Annotated in this window: 18 protein-coding genes and 1 pseudogene; 16 read left to right on the forward strand and 3 right to left on the reverse strand. The window is 50.3% G+C overall.

Annotated elements, in window-relative coordinates:
• The first annotated feature begins 65 nt into the window (after nucleotides 1-65).
• The 7 genes and pseudogenes from MKX74_RS03925 to MKX74_RS03955 all read left to right on the forward strand — a co-directional run bounded on the left by MKX74_RS03925 (nucleotide 66) and on the right by MKX74_RS03955 (nucleotide 8,952).
• Complete coding sequence (locus MKX74_RS03925) at nucleotides 66-1,073, forward strand: FecCD family ABC transporter permease (RefSeq protein ID WP_233426193.1); 1,008 nt, start codon at nucleotides 66-68, stop codon at nucleotides 1,071-1,073.
• Nucleotides 1,070-2,104, forward strand: a complete 1,035-nt coding sequence (locus MKX74_RS03930; RefSeq protein ID WP_018885306.1) for a FecCD family ABC transporter permease — start codon at nucleotides 1,070-1,072, stop codon at nucleotides 2,102-2,104. Before MKX74_RS03925 ends, MKX74_RS03930 begins: the two co-directional genes overlap by 4 nt.
• An 84-nt stretch (nucleotides 2,105-2,188) precedes the next feature.
• Nucleotides 2,189-3,154: an ABC transporter substrate-binding protein gene (locus tag MKX74_RS03935; RefSeq protein ID WP_341177569.1), complete on the forward strand. Its 966-nt coding sequence runs from the start codon at nucleotides 2,189-2,191 to the stop codon at nucleotides 3,152-3,154.
• Nucleotides 3,155-3,452: 298 nt separating this feature from the next.
• A pseudogene (locus tag MKX74_RS03940) lies at nucleotides 3,453-3,753 on the forward strand (transposase); the annotation flags it as partial.
• 565 nt (nucleotides 3,754-4,318) lie between these two features.
• Nucleotides 4,319-5,584, forward strand: coding sequence for a class I SAM-dependent methyltransferase (locus MKX74_RS03945; RefSeq protein ID WP_341177571.1), 1,266 nt, complete (start codon nucleotides 4,319-4,321; stop codon nucleotides 5,582-5,584).
• 2 nt (nucleotides 5,585-5,586) lie between these two features.
• On the forward strand, nucleotides 5,587-8,187 hold the full coding sequence (locus MKX74_RS03950; RefSeq protein ID WP_341177572.1) for a metallophosphoesterase: 2,601 nt from the start codon (nucleotides 5,587-5,589) through the stop codon (nucleotides 8,185-8,187).
• Between the two features lie 168 nt (nucleotides 8,188-8,355).
• Complete coding sequence (locus MKX74_RS03955) at nucleotides 8,356-8,952, forward strand: RNA 2'-phosphotransferase (protein ID WP_341177573.1); 597 nt, start codon at nucleotides 8,356-8,358, stop codon at nucleotides 8,950-8,952.
• Nucleotides 8,953-9,095: 143 nt separating this feature from the next.
• Here the strand turns inward: MKX74_RS03955 and MKX74_RS03960 are convergent, their stop codons facing one another.
• Nucleotides 9,096-9,467, reverse strand: a complete 372-nt coding sequence (locus MKX74_RS03960; protein WP_018885300.1) for a helix-turn-helix domain-containing protein — start codon at nucleotides 9,465-9,467, stop codon at nucleotides 9,096-9,098.
• Nucleotides 9,468-9,576: 109 nt separating this feature from the next.
• On the opposite strand from MKX74_RS03960, the gene MKX74_RS03965 reads away from it, so the two are divergent.
• The 4 genes from MKX74_RS03965 to MKX74_RS03980 all read left to right on the forward strand — a co-directional run bounded on the left by MKX74_RS03965 (nucleotide 9,577) and on the right by MKX74_RS03980 (nucleotide 14,243).
• Nucleotides 9,577-10,227 carry a nitroreductase family protein gene (locus MKX74_RS03965; protein WP_025677615.1) on the forward strand — a complete coding sequence of 217 codons (651 nt, stop codon included), beginning with the start codon at nucleotides 9,577-9,579 and terminating at the stop codon, nucleotides 10,225-10,227.
• 312 nt (nucleotides 10,228-10,539) lie between these two features.
• On the forward strand, nucleotides 10,540-11,907 hold the full coding sequence (locus MKX74_RS03970) for an amino acid permease (protein WP_018885298.1): 1,368 nt from the start codon (nucleotides 10,540-10,542) through the stop codon (nucleotides 11,905-11,907).
• A gap of 327 nt (nucleotides 11,908-12,234) precedes the next feature.
• Nucleotides 12,235-13,821, forward strand: coding sequence for an ArnT family glycosyltransferase (locus MKX74_RS03975; RefSeq protein ID WP_341177574.1), 1,587 nt, complete (start codon nucleotides 12,235-12,237; stop codon nucleotides 13,819-13,821).
• Complete coding sequence (locus MKX74_RS03980; RefSeq protein WP_341177575.1) at nucleotides 13,818-14,243, forward strand: hypothetical protein; 426 nt, start codon at nucleotides 13,818-13,820, stop codon at nucleotides 14,241-14,243. Before MKX74_RS03975 ends, MKX74_RS03980 begins: the two co-directional genes overlap by 4 nt.
• On the opposite strand, the gene MKX74_RS03985 is transcribed toward MKX74_RS03980, so the two are convergent.
• Both MKX74_RS03985 and MKX74_RS03990 read right to left on the reverse strand, forming a co-directional pair.
• The gene (locus MKX74_RS03985) at nucleotides 14,244-15,068 is read right to left on the reverse strand and encodes a WYL domain-containing protein (protein WP_341177576.1); all 825 of its coding nucleotides are present in this window, start codon (nucleotides 15,066-15,068) and stop codon (nucleotides 14,244-14,246) included.
• On the reverse strand, nucleotides 15,055-16,365 hold the full coding sequence (locus MKX74_RS03990) for a helix-turn-helix transcriptional regulator (protein ID WP_341177577.1): 1,311 nt from the start codon (nucleotides 16,363-16,365) through the stop codon (nucleotides 15,055-15,057). Before MKX74_RS03990 ends, MKX74_RS03985 begins: the two co-directional genes overlap by 14 nt.
• A 203-nt stretch (nucleotides 16,366-16,568) precedes the next feature.
• Between MKX74_RS03990 and MKX74_RS03995 the strand changes: the two genes are divergently transcribed.
• From MKX74_RS03995 to MKX74_RS04015, 5 genes are all read left to right on the forward strand, one after another.
• Nucleotides 16,569-17,366, forward strand: a complete 798-nt coding sequence (locus MKX74_RS03995) for a nucleotidyltransferase domain-containing protein (RefSeq protein WP_341177578.1) — start codon at nucleotides 16,569-16,571, stop codon at nucleotides 17,364-17,366.
• A 1-nt stretch (nucleotide 17,367) separates the two neighbouring features.
• The gene (locus MKX74_RS04000) at nucleotides 17,368-18,942 is read left to right on the forward strand and encodes a limonene hydroxylase (protein ID WP_341177579.1); all 1,575 of its coding nucleotides are present in this window, start codon (nucleotides 17,368-17,370) and stop codon (nucleotides 18,940-18,942) included.
• A 99-nt stretch (nucleotides 18,943-19,041) separates the two neighbouring features.
• Nucleotides 19,042-20,268, forward strand: a complete 1,227-nt coding sequence (locus tag MKX74_RS04005; protein ID WP_341177580.1) for an RtcB family protein — start codon at nucleotides 19,042-19,044, stop codon at nucleotides 20,266-20,268.
• Between the two features lie 292 nt (nucleotides 20,269-20,560).
• Nucleotides 20,561-21,688, forward strand: coding sequence for a tocopherol cyclase family protein (locus MKX74_RS04010; protein ID WP_341177581.1), 1,128 nt, complete (start codon nucleotides 20,561-20,563; stop codon nucleotides 21,686-21,688).
• Nucleotides 21,689-21,727: 39 nt separating this feature from the next.
• The gene (locus MKX74_RS04015; RefSeq protein WP_197031753.1) at nucleotides 21,728-22,165 is read left to right on the forward strand and encodes an immunity 26/phosphotriesterase HocA family protein; all 438 of its coding nucleotides are present in this window, start codon (nucleotides 21,728-21,730) and stop codon (nucleotides 22,163-22,165) included.
• Nucleotides 22,166-22,181 lie beyond the last annotated feature (16 nt).

Below are 22,181 nucleotides of genomic sequence, written 5' to 3' on the forward strand. Positions count from 1 at the left end.
AATAATTTTATATGATAATGATTATCATGTTCAATTCGTGAAAAGGAGGCATGCAGCTCCCCAATATGATGAAAAAGACCAAACGATGGATGACCTGCATGTGGTTCATGGCTGCCATGGCAGGATTGCTGATAACGATGTTCATGGCCATCTCCTTTGGTGCGAAGGAATTAAATCTGAGTACGGTATGGGCAGCGGTGTTTCACTACAACGAAGCGATCAGTGCCCATCAGATCATACATGAGCTCAGGTTGCCGCGTGTACTGGGCGCTGTATTCAGCGGCATGGCTTTTGCCGTAGCAGGGGCTCTAATGCAGGGAGTCACCCGTAACCCATTAGCCGATAGCGGTATTCTGGGAGTCAACGCCGGTTCAGCTTTTGCGGTCGCTTTATGTTTTGCTTTCCTGCCCGGCTTATCCTATGGAGGACTCATTCTGTTCTCCTTCGCGGGTGCGGCTCTGACAACCGTGTTCATTGTACTGCTGGGCTTCTCCCAGCCTGGAGGGATGACGACACTGCGGCTGACGATTGCAGGCTCCGTGGTGGCTGCGATTCTGCATGCATTAAGTACAGGGGTGGCGATCTATTTTGAACTCAGCCAGGATCTTGCCTTCTGGTATGCAGGAGGAGTGGCTGGCGTAACCTGGGAGCAGCTACGCTGGTTCACCCCCATTGTCGCAGTGACCATTCTGTGGTCCATTCTGATGGGTCGCTCGGTCACCTTCATGTCGCTTGGGGATGAATCAGCAGTCAATCTGGGTGTACATGTGAACCGCGTCAGACTACTGGGATTGACCGCTGCCGTGATACTAGCAGGAGCCTCAGTATCTGTAGCTGGCTCGATTGCCTTTGTGGGGCTGGTCGTCCCACACATTGCCCGGAGGCTCATAGGCGTGGACTACCGTGTGCTGATTCCTTTCTCAGCCTTGCTTGGCGGAATCCTGCTTGTGCTGGCTGACTTTGCTTCCCGTATGGTAAGCCCACCCCGAGAGTTCGCTATTGGTGCCATGGTAGCTATGGTCGGTGTACCCTTCTTCCTGTATCTTTCCCGCAAAGAAAGGAGGGAGCTATGAGCATGAATCCATATCAGCTGGCTCAGCACAAGAAACGCAGGGTGCTGCTCATTGGTGCCATTTGCTGTGTTGCGGCGATAGGCGCTATTCTCATCGGCCTCAACACCGGAACGATTGCATTATCGCCTCTGGAGGTGTGGAGAACCCTGCTCGGAGGAGGCTCCCCAACCGAGCAGATGATCTTGTTTGAATACCGTATGCCACGTATTCTGGTCACCGTGCTGGCCGGGATTGGGCTCGGGATCGCAGGTTCGGTCTTTCAGGGTGCGACACGCAATGCACTTGCTGACCCTGGCATCCTTGGGATTAATAATGGGGCTGCTCTCGGATTAATTGTATTTGTTTCATTTTTTCGCACGATGGAGGGCCCAGCAGCCTTGCTCATTCCGATATTCACGTTCATGGGCGGCGCGGTCTGTGCGGTGATCATCTTCTTGTTCGCCTATGAGCGGCATAAGGGCATCATCCCCATTCGACTCATCCTCGTTGGTATCGCGGTAGCAGCGGGCTTCAGCGCCTTGACACTGCTATTGTCACTGAGGCTCGATCCGGATACCTATGCGTTTGCAGCCCGTTGGCTGGCAGGGAGCATCTGGGGAAGAGACTGGGTGCATGTGTGGTCCCTGCTGCCTTGGGTTGCTGTGCTGGTCCCGTTGATCTATTACCGTGCGAAGCTGCTGGATCTGTTCGCTCTCGGCGATGAGATCTCCTACAGCTTGGGGAATCCGGTGAATCGGGAAAGGCTGTTGCTGCTGTCGATGGCCGTTGCCCTGTCCTGTGCCAGTGTGTCCATGACGGGGGGAATTGGCTTCATCGGCCTGATCGCACCGCATATCGCCAAGCGACTGGTCGGGCCACGGCATCGATATTTTCTGCCGATAGCGGCCATGATCGGGTTAGTCGTGCTAGTAGCGGCGGATACGATCGGCAGGTGGATTTTTCGGCCAAACGCCATTCCTGCGGGAGTCGTCGTGGCGCTCATCGGTGGTCCCTATTTCTTGTACCTTTTATTCAAGTCCAAGGCAGCATAGATTCCTATTTTCAAAAGTGCCATGTGTGTACAAGCTACTATTATTTACTTAGGAATAACATGACATCTGGAGGTAATGAACAACATGAAGAAGATTTCCCTATTACTTATGTCCATTCTGCTGATCGGACTGCTGGCGGCTTGTGGCCAACCATCCGGCTCAGCGACGCAGGCTACTCAACCATCGGGGACTGCTGACAGCTCCGATACGAACACTACCGGCGGGGGCACTGAGAATCTCGTACACGATCCCAATGCCAAAATCGCGTCCATGTCCATTCATATTACGAACAATCTGCTGGCCCTGGGCATTAAGCCTGCGGGGTCCGTTGTAGGGGGCGATGTGAAGGACTTCTTGCCCCATGTAGCAGATCAACTGCAGGGAGTAGAGAAGCTGGGTGTTGTAACAGACCCTGATATGGAAGCGGTACTGGGCTTGCAGCCGGACGTCATCTATATCGACAAGGTCTACTCGGAGAAGGATCTGGACAAGTTCCAGAAGATTGCACCGACCATTGTAGTTGATATGGACAATGGGACGTGGCGCGATCACCTGCAGCAGGTTGCGAAGCACGTAGGACTGGAGGAGAAGGCGGAACAGTACATCGCGGATTATGATGCCAAGGCCGAGCGTGTGAGCCAATTGATTCATAGCAAGCTGGGGGAAGACGCCAAGGTCATGACGATTCGTATGACGGCCAAGGAACTTCGGGTCATGGGAACCAAGCGTCCGCTCGGACCGATTATGTTCGACGATCTGAAGCTGAAGATGGCGGATGGCGTAGAGAATATTTCGGCGGATGAGCCGTATCAGGTAATCTCGAAGGAAGTGCTTCCTGATTTCAATGCGGATGCTATCTTTGTCATTATCAGTAAAGGCAATGAGGCCAAATCCAAGTTCGAGGAATTGGAGCAGAATGCGGTCTGGCAGAACCTGAAGGCCGTGAAGGACAAGCATGTCTACATTCTGGACGGTCAGAAATGGCTGGATTACTCTTCCCTTGGTCAAAGCATGGCGCTGGACGATGCGGAGCAGCTATTTTCCAAATAACATGCGTTCTGCTTCGACCGTCGCTCTATCATCGCAATGTGTGGTGTTGGTTGATATTTCTCCGCCAACGCTTACCCCAAAAACGGGCTGTCTCAAAAGCCATGAAATGGCTGCTTGGGTCAGCCTTGTTTTACGTAGGATATACGTAGGCTTTTGGGGCGGACGCTCCGTGAACGGACCGTTGTTACAATCGCTGTTGTCCCCAGATTTAATTTATTCTCCTAAGCGGTGAAAATCCGGGGACAAAGGCGACCGCTGCCGCTTTTCCACAATCAGTCCGTCCTCTCCACTGTTCAAGCGGGAGAACATCCTCTTCATGTGGCTGGCTGGACGACAGCGGCCAGACTTTCGTACCTTGAACCGCTTCCGTTCCCAGCGGATGCAGAGTATTCTCGAAGTCGTATTTACCGCCGTGGTTCAGTTTCTGGCTGACGAAAAATACGTTTCTTTAGAGCAGTACTTTGTGGACGGAACCAAAATCGAGGCTAATGCTAACCGTTATACGTTTTGTATGGGGCAATGCAGTCAGTAAACACAAAGCCAAACTGCAGGAAAAGGTACACGACCTGTTTGCTGACATTGAAGCGGTAGAAGAGGAGGTCGGCTGGCTTTCGCTCGCCCATAATCTATTGAAGCAAGCTGCAAATAACCAAAAACACAGAGCAGCGATTCTCCAATAATGGGAGAATCGTTGCTCTGTTGACGTTTAAGCTTTTGAGAAGACAACAGGCCAGTAGAATATCTACTTATGGGACAGCCCCTTTTGTTATGTCAACTTTCATTCTAGTACCTTGACCGAATCAGATTTCATGTTGAATGGTCTGGAGAGATAGCGGTTAGCGGAAAGCGGGGAAGCCCTAGAGAAACGGAGTGGCCGCCTTTAAGCTTGCTGTTCATCTGCTAGTTATCATCGTTCAAAAGAACAGCAAGCTTAACAGAGGTCGACGGGGCTCCCCGCTTGCAGCGGCTCTACACTCATATTTGATCGGGTCAAGGTACTATAAGTTTTCGTAATACTTTTACCCTGTTCCGCAGGGGGACGTGTAAGTAGAATAAAGGCAATACAGTCACCAAGATTATTATTATCAGGCAAGCAGCAGCCAAGTTCTATCTAGTGGAGCGACAGCACAGCTAACCTTACGAATAGGATGGGAGAAATTCAAGATGGCCATTATTCAAGTGACATCCACCAATCCGCAGTTCTCATTTTTGATCAAAAAAAATCCGAACTCCGGTATGCTACTGCGCTCGGTTCGCAAGGGCATGGCGTACGGCTGGTACACAGATGCACAGACGTTCAATGTATATTTCAAGGATGCAGACAATGAAATCTCATATAAGCAGCATGAGCAGGAGAGCTTCGAATATTTGAATGTCTCCCGCTATAACACACCATTATTTCCACTCAATGCGATTAGCGAGTTCTTCTCGGCACCGCTCAAGGTACAAGGCGAAGCCGATACGGAGGGCTACGAGCATACCTTTCACATCAATATGATTCATGTTGAACTGGAGCGCTATATTCACTTTTTCGAGAAGCATTTGCTGGATTTCACCTTCGAGCTCACACATCTCGCGCACAAAAGCTACTCCTTGACCGTAAAGACCAAGAAGAGCATGTATGAGCTGCTACATACCGTCAGTGTCTTGTGCTTGTTCCTGTCTATATTCGGCAAGGAATTCATAGATATCTCGGATAGCATACTCAGTAAATATATCAAGAGCATTCACGTCATGGATGCACCCTTCTATATCCGCAGTCTGTTCGTACGCAACTTCTTATCTTCTCGGGATCGTTTTCGGAGGTACAAGGCTGAGCTGGAACGAACAGACAAGTATGATATTCAATTCGCCTATGGGGGTACTGGGCTTCAACGCAGGCAATACATCGGAAATGTGCTGCCCTTCGATAAGGCCATTGTGGACGTCGGGTGTGGAGAAGGCTTCTACGCGCTGAGCTTTGCCGGGAAGATCGAGGACAGCTACTATGCCATCGACATCAATGAAGAGCTACTGGAGAAGGTGAAGCGCAAAGCAGAGGCTCGTGAACTAGAGAATATCGTGACCTGCAGTTCGATTGACCAGTTCCTGGAGAGCTATAGCGGAGAGCGGGTCGATGTAATCCTCACCGAGGTGATTGAGCATATGAGTCTGGAGGAGGCGGAGCAGCTGATCCGTCAGATCTGTGCCAAAGTGGACTTCGACCGCTTCATCATTACGACGCCCAATGCGGACTTTAATCGATACTACGAGCTAAGCGGCTTCCGGCACGATGATCACAAGTGGGAGCTGGGAGAGGCGGCCTTTCGTCAATGGATGATTGGCATCATTGGTAATCTCGATGTTCAGGGTGAGTTTGTTGCGATCGGAGACTGCGTCAATCAGATTACAACGACACAAGGTGTCATACTTCAGAGAAAGGAGGCCTGATGATGGAAATTCGTACAAAGATGCACACCATCTTCATGCTCATCGGCTCTACCGAATGCGGCAAGACGACTTTTGCCAAGGAGGTGCTGATTCCGGGGCTGCGTTTCGCGGATGCTGATCGAAATATTCGGGCCAACATCCAATATCTGTCCTCGGACCAGATTCGGCAAGAGATCCTGGGCTATGACTATGACAAGTATGATCAAGTGATGCTGGAGGCAAGCGAGCAGGCCTTCCAGCTGCTGTTCGAGCGGCTGAAGCTGGCAACGTCTTTTCCGATCAATGCCGAGTTCGCAATCGTGGATACGACAGGGCTGTCCGAGGATTTTCGGGCCAAGGTCAAGGAGATCGCTCACCAGAATAACTACAATCTTGAAGTCATCGTGTTCGATTATCGTCAGCGAAGTGATTATTACGCGTCCGAGCGCTCTAAGCGATTGATTACCAATCATATGAATCGGCTGAGAAGAGAGGTCCTCGGTTCATTGGGCCGGGAGAAATATGGCAAAATCCATCGAGTGCGGGCAAAGGATTTCTATCTGATGGAGGAATGCAGGGCGAATCCTGAATATACCTTCGTCATTGAAGATATGGAGCAGTATTTGGCGACCGTGCTGCCACAGGAGCAGAAGTACATCATCATAGGAGACGTCCATGAATGCGTGGACGATCTGAAGGGACTGCTACTGGATTACGGCTATAAGTTTAGTGAAGGCAAGTCCGAGGCCGGCAAGCTGGTAGTGTCTGAGTCATTGAAGGATACGAAGCTGGTGCTGGTAGGGGACTGGATCGATAAAGGAAAACGCACCAAGGAGATCATTGAGTTCCTGTACGAAAATCGTGAGCACTTCTATCTGGTGCTTGGCAACCATGAGAACTTTGTGGATAAGTACATTCGGGGTGAAGTTCAGGGAGTGGACCAGGAGCTGATTCATTCGTATTTCGAATCTACTCAAGTACTGCTTAAGGATGCTGAGCTGTTGGCCAAATTTCAGTATTTGGTGTCGATATCGAAGCCGTTCTATCGTTATGTAGGTGTGTCCGGGCCCTCCTTCTATGTCACACATGCCCCCTGCCGGAACAAGTATATAGGGAAACTGGATGCGAATTCGGCCCGACATCAGCGGAATTTCCGCATAGATCGGGAGGAGCCGCTGGAGGGGCAGCTTGCCTTTTTGCAGGAGGAAGCTGTCAAGAACCACCCGTATCATGTATTCGGACATATCGCCGCCAAGCGTAGCTTTCGTATCCGCAATAAGCTGCATATCGACACAGGTAGTGTACATGGCAATCTGCTGAGCTCGGTCAGCATCTCGTTCAGACCGTTTCTGAAATCCAGAAAGGCCAGTCAAGCCGTGATCTCTAAGGAGCTGCCGGTCGTATTTCAGGAGGAGCGTAAGGTATCGGTACAGGATTTGGGTGAGGAAGAGCTTCGTCGCCTTCGGTATAGCTCACGCCATAAGATCAACTACATCTCAGGTACGATGTCCCCGGCAGACAAGAATGAAGAGACGAATGAGCTGGAATCCTTGCAGCGTGGCCTGGAGTATTTCAGGCAGCGTGATGTTCGGCAGGTGGTATTGCAGCCCAAATATATGGGGTCGAGATGTAACGTCTACTTGTACCGGGACAAGGAGCAGTGCTTCACCGTTAGCCGTAACGGCTATAAGGTGAATTATGCAGGGATGTCCGATATTTATGACCAGCTGCTGTTGAAATTCGGCGGATATATGCAGGAGCAAGCTGTTGACATACTGCTGCTGGACGGAGAGCTGCTGCCGTGGAGTGCTCTTGGTGAGGGGCTGATTAACAGACAGTTCAAGCCGATTGAGGCTGCGCTAGGGACAGAGCTGTCGTTCCTACAGCAGAACGGCTTTGAGGAAGCCTGTCATCAGCTGATCGCCGAATATGAAGCGAGCGGCTTCGAGCAGGATCAATATCATAGCTCCAAGGCAGCACTAAGTGACAAATACGGGGCAAACGTATACCAGAACTACAAGTATATTCACCAGATTAAAGAGACCTATGTACCGTTATCCACCCATGAAGAGGCCTATCGGACCTATAGCAGACAGCTGGAGCTGTATGCGCAGGATACCGAAGCGGAATATAAGCCGTTCGCGCTGTTGAAGCTGATCTATACGGATGGCAGGGAAGAGGTACCTAGCTGGAATACCAGTGAAATGTATCGCTTTTTGTCGGATGATGAGTCACTGTTGCTTGATCTCACTTCACCGACAGCGCTGGAGGAGGCAGAGCAGTATTTTGTGAAGCTAACTATGGATAAGCATATGGAGGGTGTCGTCATCAAGCCGGAGCAATGGAATGGTCGGACTGTGCCATATATGAAGGTGCGGAATCCGGAGTACCTATCCATCATTTATGGCTATGACTATCGGTTCCCTCATAAATACCGCAAGCTGCTGAAGCAAAAAAATGTAGCACAGAAGCAGCGCTCCTCCCTGCAGGAATACCAGCTTGGGCTGAAGCTCCTAGAGGTGCCGCTGTCCGACATTACACCAGAGCATGAAGCCTACCGGAATATTGCTGCCAATCTGCTCTTCGAGGTGGCTCAGGAGCGGGAGATCGATCCACGCTTGTAGGGGATGCGTGATGCTGGGATAATAGAAGAAGCTAGAATAATAGAAGAAGCTAGAATACTAGAAGAAGCTGGAATAATAAAGCATAGAATAAGTATTGGGGAAGCGTGCCATATGCTGCTCTCCAATACTTCTATGATGGTGAAGATACACCCATTAGGAAGTGATACGATGCTAGATCAAGCAAAGGAAAAAAGCTTAAGCAAACTGATGAGCCTGCTGCTACGACATAAGCCAGAGGAGTTCGGCGTAGTCCTTGATCCCGAGGATGGCTCGTGCCCGATCAAGGTGTTGCTGGGCGCGATCCAGACGCAGCGTGGATGGTCATGGGTCCGTCAGGAGGATATCGAGCAGGTCGTGCGCAATTCTGACAAGCAACGCTTCGAGATTGTAGAAGACCGAATCCGGGCCAGATATGGCCATAGCCATGGCAAAATCCGTTATGAAGCGACCCAGCCCCCGGCGGTGCTGTATCATGGCACGAACCAGAATGCACTTCCTTCGATTCAAAAGGAGGGCCTGAAGCCGATGGGACGTCAATATGTGCACCTGTCAGAAGGGACTCACTTTGCGACACTGGCCGGGAAGCGCCGGGGAGAGCTGGTAATTCTGAGAGTGGATACCCAGTGTGCGCAAGAGAGCGGAGTCTCCTTTTATTATGCTGGCAATGAGGTATGGTTAGCTGACCGGGTACCCCCGCAATGCTGCTCACAGCAAGCAACGGCAAGCAGTACCAAGATGTTGGGCGAAAATACAGGATTAGACTGAACCTTAAAGTTAGCAGCGGTAGACCCAGACTTGATCACTTAGTCTGGTCTACCGCTGTTGTTATTCATGAGTAACGTTCCCCGTTCGTTGAATGCTGAAGCATATCATTGTACTCCGTGTAATGCAGAATGATAAGTATTCATTCATATTTTCCCAAACCCTTTTTCGCAAGTAACGTCCGCACTGAGAATGTCATACAGGTTTTGCTTTGAGACATTTAATTGCTGTTGAGTAGCTTCAATTTCGGCAATTTTTAATTGTATCAGGCTTACTTGCTCATCCTTGGACATCCCGTTTTTCGAGATCATGGATTTGATTTCCTGAATCGAAAAGCCAACGGCCAAACAATTTTTAACAACATTCAGATGATGAATGATGTCTGACGAATAAATCCGATAATTATTTTGATCCCTCAATACATATTCATCCGTGATAATGCCTATTTGTTCATAATAACGGATCGTTGAAATCGGGAGATCAATACTTTTGGCTACTTCACTGATTTTGATGACCATCACCCCGTTTTTTAGCGCTTGCTATAAAGCATACTTTATAGTTTACCCTCTTACTAGTAATCATAAGAAACATCATTTCCAAACTCAACCGAAAAGGAGAGAAACCTGCATGAGCAACCTTACAGGCAACTACCACAAAACAAACAACTTCAACAAAATTGTACTGGAACGTCGTTCCGTTAAAGTGTACGATCCCGAAGTGAAAATCAGTCGGGAGGAAATGACCGAAATTCTGGCGGAAGCTTCCCGCGCTCCATCTGCTATTAACATGCAACCTTGGCGTTTCCTTGTAATTGACAGCGCCGAAGGTAAAGAAAAACTAGCGCCACTGGCTTCCTTCAATCAGACACAAGTCATGACATCTTCGGCTGTTATTGCGGTGTTTTACGACGCTAACAATATTGAATACATGGACGAAATTTTTAATAAAGCAGTAGAACTCGGCTACATGCCGCAGGACATCAAGGATATGCAATTGCAGCAGGCAAGGCCGTATTATGCAAGTCTGACTGCATCCGCCTTGCGCGACATTAACATGCTGGACTCTGGTCTTGTTTCGATGCAGCTGATGCTTGTAGCTCGCGCCCACGGCTACGATACCAACCCTATGGCGGGGTATGACAAGGATCGAATTGCGGAGGTCTTCGGCCTGGACAAGGAGCGATTCCAGCCGGTCATGCTGCTGTCGATTGGCAAAGCGAGCAAAGAAGGCTATCCATCCTACCGATTACCTGTAGAGACAATTACCACTTGGGCATGATTGGACATTTGGAAGCTTAGACATAGAGCAAAAAGGAATATAAGTGAGTACAAAGGAGCACAAGTAACGATCCAGGGTGATCATGCTTGTGCTCTATTTATGTTGGGGATTTTTATCCTACACGTATAGGTTCGTGGCGGTTGCGAATCTTATACAAGAGCAAGATTCGAATCAGCGAAAAATATTCCGCATAATGTTACATTTTATATTGTATTTCTTGTCACATTGGCGTAAAATTTGGCGAAGTAATTCTGCATCGCGTTAACGCGGGACTTCTAATAGAAGGATGGACATTAGAAAAGGGGAATTTGTTTGGAAACGAAAGAATTAAAGAGAGGATTAAAGCCCAGGCACATTGAACTGATTGCCCTGGGAGGCACAATTGGAGTCGGATTGTTCATGGGCTCGGCAAGCGCGATCCAATGGGCAGGCCCATCCGTATTGTTGGCCTATATGCTGGCAGGGATTATTATTTTCTTCGTGATGCGAATTATGGGAGAAATGCTCATACAAGAGCCTGTCACAGGCTCCTTCGCGACCTTCGCACATAAGTACATTGGGCCACTAGCCGGGTTCCTGACAGCCTGGAGCTACTGGTTCCTGTGGGTGACCGTGGGGATGGCCGAAGTGACGGCTATCGGTATCTATTTCGGCTACTGGTATCCGGATATTCCGCAATGGATTCCAGCCCTGGTGGGCGTATTGATTATTGCGGCAGCCAATTTGGCTGCGGTGAAGCTATATGGCGAGTTCGAATTCTGGTTCGCCCTCATCAAGATTATCGCGATCGTGTTCATGATCGTCATCGGAACGGGTCTGATCTTCTTCGGCTTAGGCAATGGCTGGCAGCCCATCGGTCTGTCGAATCTCTACAGTCATGGCGGGTTCTTCCCGGGTGGGCTCAAGGGCTTCCTGTTCGCACTCTGTCTGGTGACAGCCGCCTATCAGGGAGTCGAGATGGTCGGAATCACGGCAGGTGAGGCCGAAAATCCTAAATATACATTGCGCAAAGCGATCAAGAATATCGTCTGGCGCATTCTTATTTTCTACGTTGGTGCCGTCTTCGTCATGGTGACGCTGTATCCGTGGAACGAAGTCGGTCAGACGGGAAGCCCGTTCGTACTGACCTTTGCCAAGGTCGGAATTCTGGCAGCAGCGGGAATTATTAACTTTGTAGTGCTGACAGCAGCGATGTCTGGCTGTAACAGCGGTATCTATAGTGCTGGACGTATGCTGTATACGCTCGCGGGTAATGGACAAGCTCCAGGGTTTTTCGGAAAGCTGTCCAAGGGCGGAGTTCCGCGCAACAGTATCCTTGTGACACTGTCCTTGCTGTTGATCGGGGTATTGCTGAACTACCTGATCCCAGACTCCAAGCTGTTCCTTTATATTTATAGTGCAAGTGTCTTGCCGGGTATGATGCCATGGTTCGCGCTGGCGATCAGCCAGTTCAAATTCCGTAAGCAGTGGGGCAAGGAGCTGGCGGACCATAATTTCAAGTCCAAATGGTTCCCGGTCAGCAACTACATCATTATCATTTTCCTGGTGCTGGTCATTATCGGGATGTGCTTCAACCCGGATACACGAATCTCGCTCATCGTGGGTGCTTCGTTCATGGCGCTTGTCGTCATTGCTTATTATGTGTTTGGTATTGGAAAGCGGAATCAGAGCAAGTCCTGATACGTGGACTATGTCAAATGTGCGTGTATAGCGGCTGCAAGCGGGGAGCCCTGTCGACTACTGTTAAGCTTGCTGTTCTTTTGAACAAGGATTGTAAGCAGATGATCAGCGAGCTCCAATCGTAATTCAAGTCGTGATTCTCCAAGGGGGAGAGTCACGGCTTTTTTTGCTAGAAGAGCTGCAACAGGCCTTAAGCCTGGATTCAGCTAGTTTTAAGCTGGGACTCGTATAATCATAGCGAATTCATTCCGATGGAGGTGTGCGTGCATTGCGAATTCTTTTGTACGTACATTGTGCATTCCATGGTAGGAAAGAGGTGTCAACGGTTTGTTCAAGCTCATTCCTAAGCTGTTATATATGATCCTGATCTGTTTTATGGGATTGTTCGTGGGAGCCTCTCTGTTCGTCAGAGCGGAATATAATTATGCTGCATACGGAGATAATCCCATTTTGCAAGGGCAGCGTCTGTGGATATATATTCCGTTGGTCTTGCTGCTGCTCGTTGCGGGTGTCTTGTTGTACCAGGCAGCGCAAAGGCTGAGCCGCTATCGTTCACAGGTGGTCATCCCGAGTATTCTGCTCAGTACCTTAATCATGCAGGTGGCGCTCATATTCCTGTTCCCGCGCCTGCCTACGGATGATTCACAGACGGTGGTATCTCTGGCGCTGGACATGCTCTATGACCATGACTATTCTACGTTTGATCCTGGCGGGTATTTGCACATGTTTCCCTTTAACTTCTCAATGGTGGTATATATCAAGACCTTGTTGTCGTGGTTCCCTGATAACTATCTCATTCTGAAAAGCTTTAATATCCTCTTCTCCCTTATCACAACACTAATGGTCTACCTGATCTACAGGGAGCTATATGGTAAGGAGGGTGAGCGGGATTATGGTATATTGCTGCTGGCAGCCTGCTATCTTCCTTCCTTACTGATGAACAATCTGATCTATAACGATGTCATTGCCACCGCATGTCTGACCTCAGGGTTATATGCCCTGATCCGTTATTTGAAGCAGACATCGTGGACTGCAATTTTGTTAGCTTCTGTACTGATTGCTCTTGGTAACTATTTTCGAGGCATCGGAGTAATCTTTCTTATCGCTGCGCTGCTGACGATAGGCATGAAGCTGCGCGTACTTGGCTGGAGGAAGGGATTCATGGCTATTGTGCTGCTGGCCGGGATCTTCAACGTTCCGGGCTGGATGCAAAATGCGGCACTCCAGGCTACAGGTGTAGTTGATGAGCCAGTGGGCAGCAATGCGGCGCCAGTCTCGATGTGGCTGCATATGGGAATCAATCTGGAGCGCTTCGGATTCTGGGATAATATGCAGAGCTATAGCATCTACCAGCGTGAGGCGGGCTACGATAAGGCCGTCAGTGCGGAACTGTTCAAGGAAGGGATTGCTGAGAAGCTCGCTGCGGCAAGTCCGGGTGAACTGTTGAGTATGTATTTCAAAAAAATCGTATGGACCTGGACGGAAGGGACCTATCAGGTCGACCGTTACGGTATTGGTAATGATCTTGGTGATGGGAATCGTGGCCGTGTCTCGATCATGGGTGGCTACAGCTACTCTACCTTCGCAACGAAGTGGTTCGCCGGGGATTCTTGGCCGCGCACCATAGTGCTCTGGTGCCTATATACGATGAATATGCTAATGTATGGCTTTAATTTGGTGCGTCTGATTGGCAGCATCCGTTCCAAGCGCTATGAAGAGGTATCGCTCGTGCTGGTAGTGCTAGGCTTCATTAGTTTCTATATTCTGTGGGAGATCAAATCCCGCTACCTATACCCGGTGTATCCGCTGCTAATGGTGATGTCGTATATGGGCTTCAAGGATGTGTACAGGCTACTTCGAACCAGAGTGCTCGATTATGGCCGACTATTCTTGGGGAAAGGGGGAGTAAGATGAGTGGAATGACTCGTATAGCTTATGTATGCGTACTAAGCGTGAGCTGCTTGGTGCTGCTGGTATCTTGCGAGGCTGTTACTGCCCAGCAGATCACTTATCCCTTGGTTCATGAGGGGCCAGGGACGGGATTTCCCGGAGGTGGAAGGCCTGGCAGGGATGCAGGGGGAGGGCAGCATTGGCGTAGGCCTGGGATGAGTGACGGTCTAGAGATGAATCCTTCACCTGTTCAGAGTCACTCACCGGATCAGAGCCACCCGCCAGAAATGTACAATCCATTGCCGATGAATAGTCTACAGATTGAAGATGAGATGCCGAAGGTGCCCGGGCTGCCAAATTCAAGCGGTAGCAGACAAATGAATGAGGGCGGTAGTGAGGGTAGCATAAGTGATGGTTCCAGCAGCCGTAACCGTGCTAATCGTTAATTAGGAGGAGAGCTCCTCCTCTGGCGAAGCTTGCTGATAACGCTCCAGTGCCTTCGTCGAGGCCTCCAGCATGCGTCGTTTCAGGTAATCTCCGGTAATGACCCGCACTCGCTTGCCGAGAAAGCGAATCTTGGAGAGGAGGTATTCGGCCTCGTCACCTGGATGGGTGATATGAACTCTATAGGTGTCCTGCTCTGCATCATAATGAACGTCCTTCTCGAAGCTGGAGAAGGCATGCAATATGCGGGACAACTCCTCATTATACATCGGGACGACCTCGATCACGGCTTCCCGCTGGCGTGCTGCCTGACGGCGTGTGATGGATTCCAGCATGCCATCAACGGCATCAGCCTCTACGGCCTCTTCCTCCAGCTGCAGAATATTGCGCAGCGGCGTACTCATTAAGGATCGGTGTCGCATCCGGTACCATAGCACATACCACTCCCGCTTCACCATGGAGTACTCCAGCTTATAAGGCAAGCCCCATTGGTCTGGAGTCACCTGACCGCCCTTGAGTCGGCAGCGGATGCGCATGGCCGTTCTGTTCGCAATCATTCGGCGTAGCGGACGCAGGAGCGGATGATAGACATGCTTCTCCTTGCTGCCAGCCTTCTGGATGAGATGCTCCTCAACATCCATAGGCGGGTCTGCTTCCAGTATGCGATGCAGCTTGGCTAAGGTCTCCTCTGTAAATGCTTCGGAAGCCGCTGGATGCGCAAGCATCGTCTTCAGCCACGAGCGTTCATGCGACGTTACCATGAAGGTACCGGAATCCTCCAGCCGCGTAAGGAGCTGATAATTGAAGATTTTCTCAAACAGATTCATAGTAGGACTGGATCTCCTTCCATTCGTCAATCAGTTCCTGTCGGAACCGAAGAGGCTCAAGCACCTCACAGCTGGAACCGAAGCTGCGAAGCCACGGCTTGATTTCAGTGGTTCCGTTCACTTGAATTTCATAGATGAAGGCTTGCTCATCCTCCGCTATGATCTCACCCCATTGCCCCTGCAGCAGTACCCGCTCCTTGACGAAGTTATATTCCCCGAACCCGGGATTATAGAAGCGCGCCCTTACTGTCACCGACCGCCCTGTATCGATCAGCCAGCTATACCGCATCTTCTCGGCAAGCTCCTCGGATTTGGATGCGAACCATTCCTCTGGAACTGCCTCGTCCTCCTCCAATTGGGTAATCCCCTCCATTCGGAATTTACGAATGCCCTTGTGACCATGTGCCAGCAGATACCAGCGTCCGTATTGATGGTCGTAGACGATCTTCAAGGGTAGAGCAGTATTCTTGAGCCCTTCCTGATCCTTCTCGAACAGCGGATTGGTATTTCTGGAGGCATAGCTCTTGTCAGACTTGGGTGAGAAATAGATGAATCGGACCTTGCGTCGCAGACGCATAGCATGTAGCAGATTGAACAGATGTGCTTCATCCAGAATTCTGGAGTAATAATGATATTTATATATAAAATGCTCCAGTCTTGCTTCATCGTCATCCTGACGCCGGATATGCTTCTTGAGTCCATCACGCAGCAGATACCCTTGAACGGAAGGGACCTGTGTGTTCGCCATGACATCTACGAAGTCATAGAGATCGAGGAGTTCATCCTCAGACAGGCTGCGCACCAGCTCATTATCTATGCAGTAGCGGTAAGGCCGGGGGCCGGGTTCACGGCGAATGACGCCTACCTTCTCCAGATATTTGAGATCGGAACGAATCGTCTTCTCGTCCGGTAGGGGTAGATCCGTCGGCAAGCTGGCACAGCAGATGTCCAGCAGCTCCATAGCGGTCCATGCCTGCTCATTCATGGCTGCAAGCAGCAAGGATATTCGGTGACTCTCTGATTCACGAACCGACTTGGCACGGAACAGGAAGAGCAGCAGCGGGTCTGAGGATTCGTAATTGCTATACCTGACCGCTTCCGCCAACTCGATGCTCTGATCCTGTGAGAGTCCGGGGTGCAGTGAGCCAACGATATCCTTGATCCGGCGGATGGTCTTGTCAAAGGTATGTACCGAAATGCCCAGTCGATCTGCGAACTGCTGCCGATTGAAGGCCCCGCTGGTCAGCACGAGCATGCGTAGATACTGAATTTCCTTATCGAAGCTTTCCTTGGCCATACGAGTTCCTCCGTTCGTCTCGATGCTTATCTTTTTATTGTAACAGGAAAAAACTTCAATCGTAATACTTTTGCCATGTTCACAGGGGGCTGAATGAGTGACAATAAGAGCAATGATGGACCTCATGACCATAGATCATATAGACGATTAAAAGCATTTTGATAGATGAACTCGAGTGAACCAACTAAAAGGAGGGAAATCGCATGTCAGAGATTAGACAGCGCATTATGAAGGAATTAACAGATATCGAAGCCACAGAGGGGGTTCGTATTCTGTACGCCTGTGAATCAGGGAGTCGGGCATGGGGATTTCCCTCCAAGGACAGTGATTATGATGTTCGTTTTATTTATGTTCGACCTGTCTCCTGGTACTTGTCAATTACCGAAAGGCGCGATGTGATCGAACGACCTATTGATGATGTGCTGGACGTGAACGGATGGGACCTGCTCAAAGCATTAAGGCTGCTGCGTAAATGTAATCCCGCCCTGCTTGAATGGCTGCAATCTCCCATCATATATATGAAGCAAGGGTCTGCAGCGGATCAGCTGCGGAGCTTTGGGGGGCGTACATTTTCACCACGTTCCAGCATGTATCATTACCTGCACATGGCCAAAGGCAATTTCCGTGGCTATCTGCAAGGAGAGCAGGTCAAGCTTAAGAAGTATTTGTATGTGCTCCGTCCTCTGTTAGCCTGTGCCTGGATCGAACAGCATAACACGGTGCCGCCGATTCGCTTTGAGCAGCTGGTCAGCACCTTGGTGCCTGAGAATAGTGAGCTTGAAAGGGCTATTCGTGAGCTACTGGCACAAAAACAGGCGAGCAGGGAGTTCGATACCGGGCCAAGAATAGAGCCTATTCATGCATTTATTGAACAAAAGCTGGAGTATTATGAGCAAGCTGTTATACATAAGGCGCCATCTGAAGCAGATGTCGAGCAGCAGCTGGATGAGCTGTTCCACTCGGTACTGCAGGACGTATGGGGAAGAGGGGGGCTATTGTAGCATGTTGTTGGAGCATTTTACTGCAGGATTGTGGGAGGGGAAGACCTCGATCTATGACTATATACGTGAACAAGGCGAGGAGATCAATGGCTCGCTACCTGATGATGATGAGTTCTGGTCCGGCAGCTCTGTACGCTGGGTAGCAGGTGGACTGAGCGGAATGATGAGACATCTTGCAAGCCAGGATACGGTAATGGGAGAGACGCGTCAGCTAGTACGCATGTTGGCCAAGCACACTCGCAGGCCTAGAGCGGCAACCCGTAAAGCATTATATGCTTTGTTCATAAAGGAAGATCTAATCAGAGCCATAGACACTGTATTAAACGAAGTGAGGCAGTATCCCGGAATTCAATATGAGTCTTTGTTCGAGGAAGCTAAATGGTTAGCGCGACATGGTGCCCATCGAAATGCGGTCAAATTCGGCATTGCTCTGCTGGGAATGTTTGAGCATGAGGATACCGAGATCAAGGAGCTGCTGCTCACGCTGGGTCGACATGATGAGTTCACTCTATATTCGGTAGTAGCGATACTGAATGGACTGGAAGAGGGGAATGAGCTTGTTTTTGAGCTGGCACAGGCTGTGCAGGGCTGGGGTAAAATACAGGCTGTGGAGCGACTGGAGCCGACACACCAGCGCATCAAGGATTGGCTGCTGCGACATGGCTGTGTCAATCAGATTATGAATGAATATCTGGCCTGTATATGTGCACGCAAGGGAGAGCTCCATAGAGCACTTGGTGCTGAGAAGATAGATAGCGAGCTCTATGAAGGAGCGACAGATATCATCGACGCCCTACTCTGTGGGGGGCCTGCCGAGGATATTTATGACTATGAGTATGGTCCACAGGCCCTGACGGGATATGTCCGACATGCGGAGCGGTGCTGCAAGACGGTCAAGCATCTGACGGTCCTGCTGAATATCGGAAGCTTCCTGAGCAATGACAAGGATGAGCGCTGGGCAGAGCTCTACAGGGCTGGCTGGACGCTGGAGCTAAGAGAGCATTTGCTGACGGCATGCGAGGCGATGATTTCCCGTTCTGACTGGCCTGCTGTGATTCTAGAGACGCTGAGGTCGCGAGAGCCAAACGCACCTGCGCCTTATTACTGCTTCTCCTCTGCAGCTCGACTGGGGATGGATATCTGGGATGAGGTGTACACGCAGGCACAGCTTTATCCAACAGAGGTGGTGTGGTATTACGAGCTCATGACCACGGAGCAGCCGGAACGGATACATCGTATGGTGAAGCTCGCAGAGCAGCAGCTTCCGCTGGAGCAGATTGCTTCAGGCCCACGGGAGGAGCAGGGGTTCAGCAAGGAATATGATCCTCACCGTTGCCTCGGTATCATCGTTCAAGGGCTGGATAAGCTTCCGGGCACAGGTCGACCTTTGCTGCTCGCTGCGCTGCGCAGCCCCGTTACCAGTAATCGGAGTGCAGCTTTGATGGCTCTGGAAGCCTGGGAGTCTGACACTTGGGGCGCAGAATTGAAGTCGGCTGTTGCAGCGTTGCTGGATGACGAAGTGGATGAAGAATTGCGCCAGCAGATCGGCGAGCTCAAGGAGCAGAAGCAGTTCTAGAAATTCGGTAGCTTGACCGAACCTGATTTCAAGTTGAATGATCTGATCTGGTCAAGGTACTAATTAGACAGTAGCAGTAAAAGGAGATGACCTGTGAGTATGGCATATCAACAGATTGACAATGTAAAAGTATGGGGACAACCGGATGAAGGGGCGATGGCACAGGCCAGAGTATGCTCCAGAACAGGAAACGTGGTTCAGACCCTGCTCATGGCAGACCATCACAAGGGCTATTGCCAGCCGATTGGCGGTGTAGTCGTGTATGACGGGCAGATTTCTCCCGCAGGTGTCGGCTACGACATTGCCTGTGGCAACAAGGCTGTACGGACGAACCTGACCGCAGGTGAGATTCTACCCAGATTGAGCTCGATAATGGATGAGATCGCTCGGCGTATTTCCTTTGGGGTAGGGCGTGTGAATCAGGAAAGGGTGGACCATGAGCTCTTCGATGACCCCGACTGGGCTGTATATGAGGACGTGGATAAACAGGTCCATGACAAGCTGAAGGCGCTGGCCCGTGCCCAGCTCGGAACGGTCGGTAGTGGGAATCATTTCGTGGATCTGCTGGTGGAGCAGGAGAATGGAAAAGTATGGATTGCCAATCACTTCGGTAGTCGTGGCTTCGGTCATAAGACTGCGAGTGGCTTCATTAATCTGATGGCCGGACGAGAATTCATGGCTAATGCACATGGTGAGAAGATGGATCAGCCCCCTGCTCTGCTGGACCTCGACAGTGAGCTAGGGGATATGTATTATCGGGCGATGAGGCTGGCTGGTCGATACGCCTATGCAGGTAGAGATTACGTCATTCAACAGGTGTTGTCCATTCTGGGTGCTGAGGCAGATATTGAGGTGCATAATCATCATAATTATGCGTGGAAGGAGATGCATAACGGACGGGAGGTCGTAGTCGTGCGCAAGGGAGCGACACCTTCGGCTCCGGGCCAGGTCGGGTTCATTGGTGGTAGCATGGGCGACATCTCGGTTATCGTACGGGGCAAGGATACACTGGAGAATCAGGAGTCTTATTACAGTACGGTACATGGAGCTGGACGAATCATGAGCCGAACACAGGCAGCGGGCAAAATGAACTGGAAGACCCGTACGCGTAGCGGCGGCCAGATCTCGAAGGAGCAGATGGATCGGGCTGTTCGAGAGTTCGGGGTCGAGCTGCGCGGAGCAGGCACGGATGAGAGTCCGTTTGTGTACCGTCAGCTACGAGAGGTGCTTGATGCCCATGTCGGGACGATTGATGTGCTGCATGTGCTGAAGCCGATAGGTGTATGTATGGCTGGAGCGGATGAATTCGATCCCTACAAAGACTAGACATAGAGAAATTGAGAAACAGAGACTAGAGACATTATAGAAATAGAGTGAGAGCTTCAAGACAATCCTTGCAGGAGTCTGTCGAGCGATCCCTATTTGCCCGTCTCATGCGCTTCGAGAGGATAGAATAGTCCTGAAGCGTATGGGACGGGTATTTTGTCTTGCTATAGCATAGTCTTGAACACGAACAAGCATGTCTGCTGGATTTGTGGAGAGTGCTCCATTTACAATAATATCAGGCAGGAAAATAGCAGGTGCAAGGTTAGAACATGATGGGAAAGGAGGAGGTAACATGAACAAGAGTGATGTTGGGCGCAATCTGTACATGCTCAAGGGATCACTGGCGTACAAGGGATACGACTGGTGGTGGCACAGCTTCACTGGCTATAATCGGGAGACCGGAGAAGCCAAAGCCTTCTTCATCGAATATTACGTCTGCAATCCAGCGTTAGGTGGGGAAGTTCCCGTGCTGGGACAGTTGGCAGAGAATCGAGAACGTGGGGTCAAGCCCGCCTATGCGATGATTAAGGCAGGAGCATGGGGACAAGGTGCCAAGCAGATACACAACTTTTACCCCATTCCCCAGTTCAGTTGTCCCGCCGATCGGCTGGAAGTATGTATTGGGGAAAGCATGCTGACAGAGCAACGAATGCAGGGAATGTGTTCCTTAAACGAGTTGGAGGCTAAGGTACATCCGGAATATATGAGCGACGCGGGAGAAATGAGCTGGGATCTCACTATAGACAAGCAGATTGCTTATCATGTCGGCTATGGTGCCTCCTCCATATTTCGCCGACTGAATGCCTTTGAGATGTTCTGGCACGCAGAGGGCATCAAGACTAACTACAGCGGAACAGTTCGTCTGGATGGAGTAGTCTATGACATTATCCCGGAGAGGTCTTACGGCTATGCCGACAAGAACTGGGGAGCAGATTACACCTCCCCCTGGCTATGGATTAGCAGCTGCCATCTACGTAGTCTGATCACGGGACAGACTCTGGATCACTCAGCGGTTGAGGTCGGTGGTGGTAGGCCGAAAGTATTCGGAATACCGTTGCCCCGCCAGATCCTGATCGGCATGTATCACGAGGGTACGATGTATGAGTATAACTTCTCCAAGCCATTGCTGAGATCCCGCGTGACGTTTGATTTTGAGGAAGGGGATAAGCGTCATTACTGGAAGGTTCGGGCCAGCAATCATAACTCGGAATTCGAGCTGGAGCTGGAATGTCCACGGGATGAGATGCTGCTTATTAACTATGAATCACCGGATGGACAGAAGCGGCATAACCGATTGTGGAACGGCGGCACTGGCTACGGCGAGATCCGGCTCTACCGTAAGCTTGGGGGCAGCAAGCAGCTGATTGATCATATCGAGCTGAGAAACGCCGGCTGCGAGTACGGGGAATTCTCAGATTGAAATCCGTAATGTAATCAAGTGTGATCAGGAGGTAGATTGATGAAGAAGCATGAAGCAGGTGATATTTTCGTAATCCCCATGCATGATGGTAGATATGCATTTTGTCAGGTCATTTGCGCCTTGCGGGGGAGGTTCAAGAAGGTCTTTTCTTTTGGCGTTATGGGCCTTGCTGCAGATAAAGAAATGCCGAACGACATAAGCGAATGGAATGATTCTTTGCTGACCTTCGTTAACAGTAGAGGGAGCACGCGGGTTATTTTCGCAGCGACGGATAATCTTCGCAGTGGGGATTGGGAGATCGTGGGTCATATCCCGCTAACTACGGAGAAGGAAGCTTTGCAGGAATTTCAGAGCGCAGGTCATCTCTATCATGGAGATGAATGGATTCGTAACCTGACACCTGCTGAGTATAAGCTTTACAATACTATGGGCGTGGCCGGAAATGAGCTTGTACAGCAGTATCTTGCACAGCATTAGCGAGACTTATATGAAT

It is taken from the genome of Paenibacillus sp. FSL K6-1230 (genome assembly GCF_038002385.1).
GTDB lineage: Bacteria > Bacillota > Bacilli > Paenibacillales > Paenibacillaceae > Paenibacillus > Paenibacillus massiliensis.

Bases quoted from the DNA above. Each gene is read 5' to 3' on its own strand.
- MKX74_RS03945 (WP_341177571.1), top strand. From the start codon at position 4,319: ATGGCCATTATTCAAGTGACATCCACCAATCCGCAGTTCTCATTTTTG.
- MKX74_RS03995 (WP_341177578.1), top strand. From the start codon at position 16,569: ATGTCAGAGATTAGACAGCGCATTATGAAGGAATTAACAGATATCGAA.
- MKX74_RS03955 (WP_341177573.1), top strand. From the start codon at position 8,356: ATGCTAGATCAAGCAAAGGAAAAAAGCTTAAGCAAACTGATGAGCCTG.
- MKX74_RS04015 (WP_197031753.1), top strand. From the start codon at position 21,728: ATGAAGAAGCATGAAGCAGGTGATATTTTCGTAATCCCCATGCATGAT.
- MKX74_RS03965 (WP_025677615.1), top strand. From the start codon at position 9,577: ATGAGCAACCTTACAGGCAACTACCACAAAACAAACAACTTCAACAAA.
- MKX74_RS03960 (WP_018885300.1), bottom strand. From the start codon at position 9,467: ATGGTCATCAAAATCAGTGAAGTAGCCAAAAGTATTGATCTCCCGATT.
- MKX74_RS03950 (WP_341177572.1), top strand. From the start codon at position 5,587: ATGGAAATTCGTACAAAGATGCACACCATCTTCATGCTCATCGGCTCT.
- MKX74_RS04000 (WP_341177579.1), top strand. From the start codon at position 17,368: ATGTTGTTGGAGCATTTTACTGCAGGATTGTGGGAGGGGAAGACCTCG.
- MKX74_RS03990 (WP_341177577.1), bottom strand. From the start codon at position 16,365: ATGGCCAAGGAAAGCTTCGATAAGGAAATTCAGTATCTACGCATGCTC.
- MKX74_RS04010 (WP_341177581.1), top strand. From the start codon at position 20,561: ATGAACAAGAGTGATGTTGGGCGCAATCTGTACATGCTCAAGGGATCA.
- MKX74_RS03980 (WP_341177575.1), top strand. From the start codon at position 13,818: ATGAGTGGAATGACTCGTATAGCTTATGTATGCGTACTAAGCGTGAGC.
- MKX74_RS03985 (WP_341177576.1), bottom strand. From the start codon at position 15,068: ATGAATCTGTTTGAGAAAATCTTCAATTATCAGCTCCTTACGCGGCTG.
- MKX74_RS03935 (WP_341177569.1), top strand. From the start codon at position 2,189: ATGAAGAAGATTTCCCTATTACTTATGTCCATTCTGCTGATCGGACTG.
- MKX74_RS04005 (WP_341177580.1), top strand. From the start codon at position 19,042: ATGGCATATCAACAGATTGACAATGTAAAAGTATGGGGACAACCGGAT.
- MKX74_RS03930 (WP_018885306.1), top strand. From the start codon at position 1,070: ATGAGCATGAATCCATATCAGCTGGCTCAGCACAAGAAACGCAGGGTG.
- MKX74_RS03925 (WP_233426193.1), top strand. From the start codon at position 66: ATGATGAAAAAGACCAAACGATGGATGACCTGCATGTGGTTCATGGCT.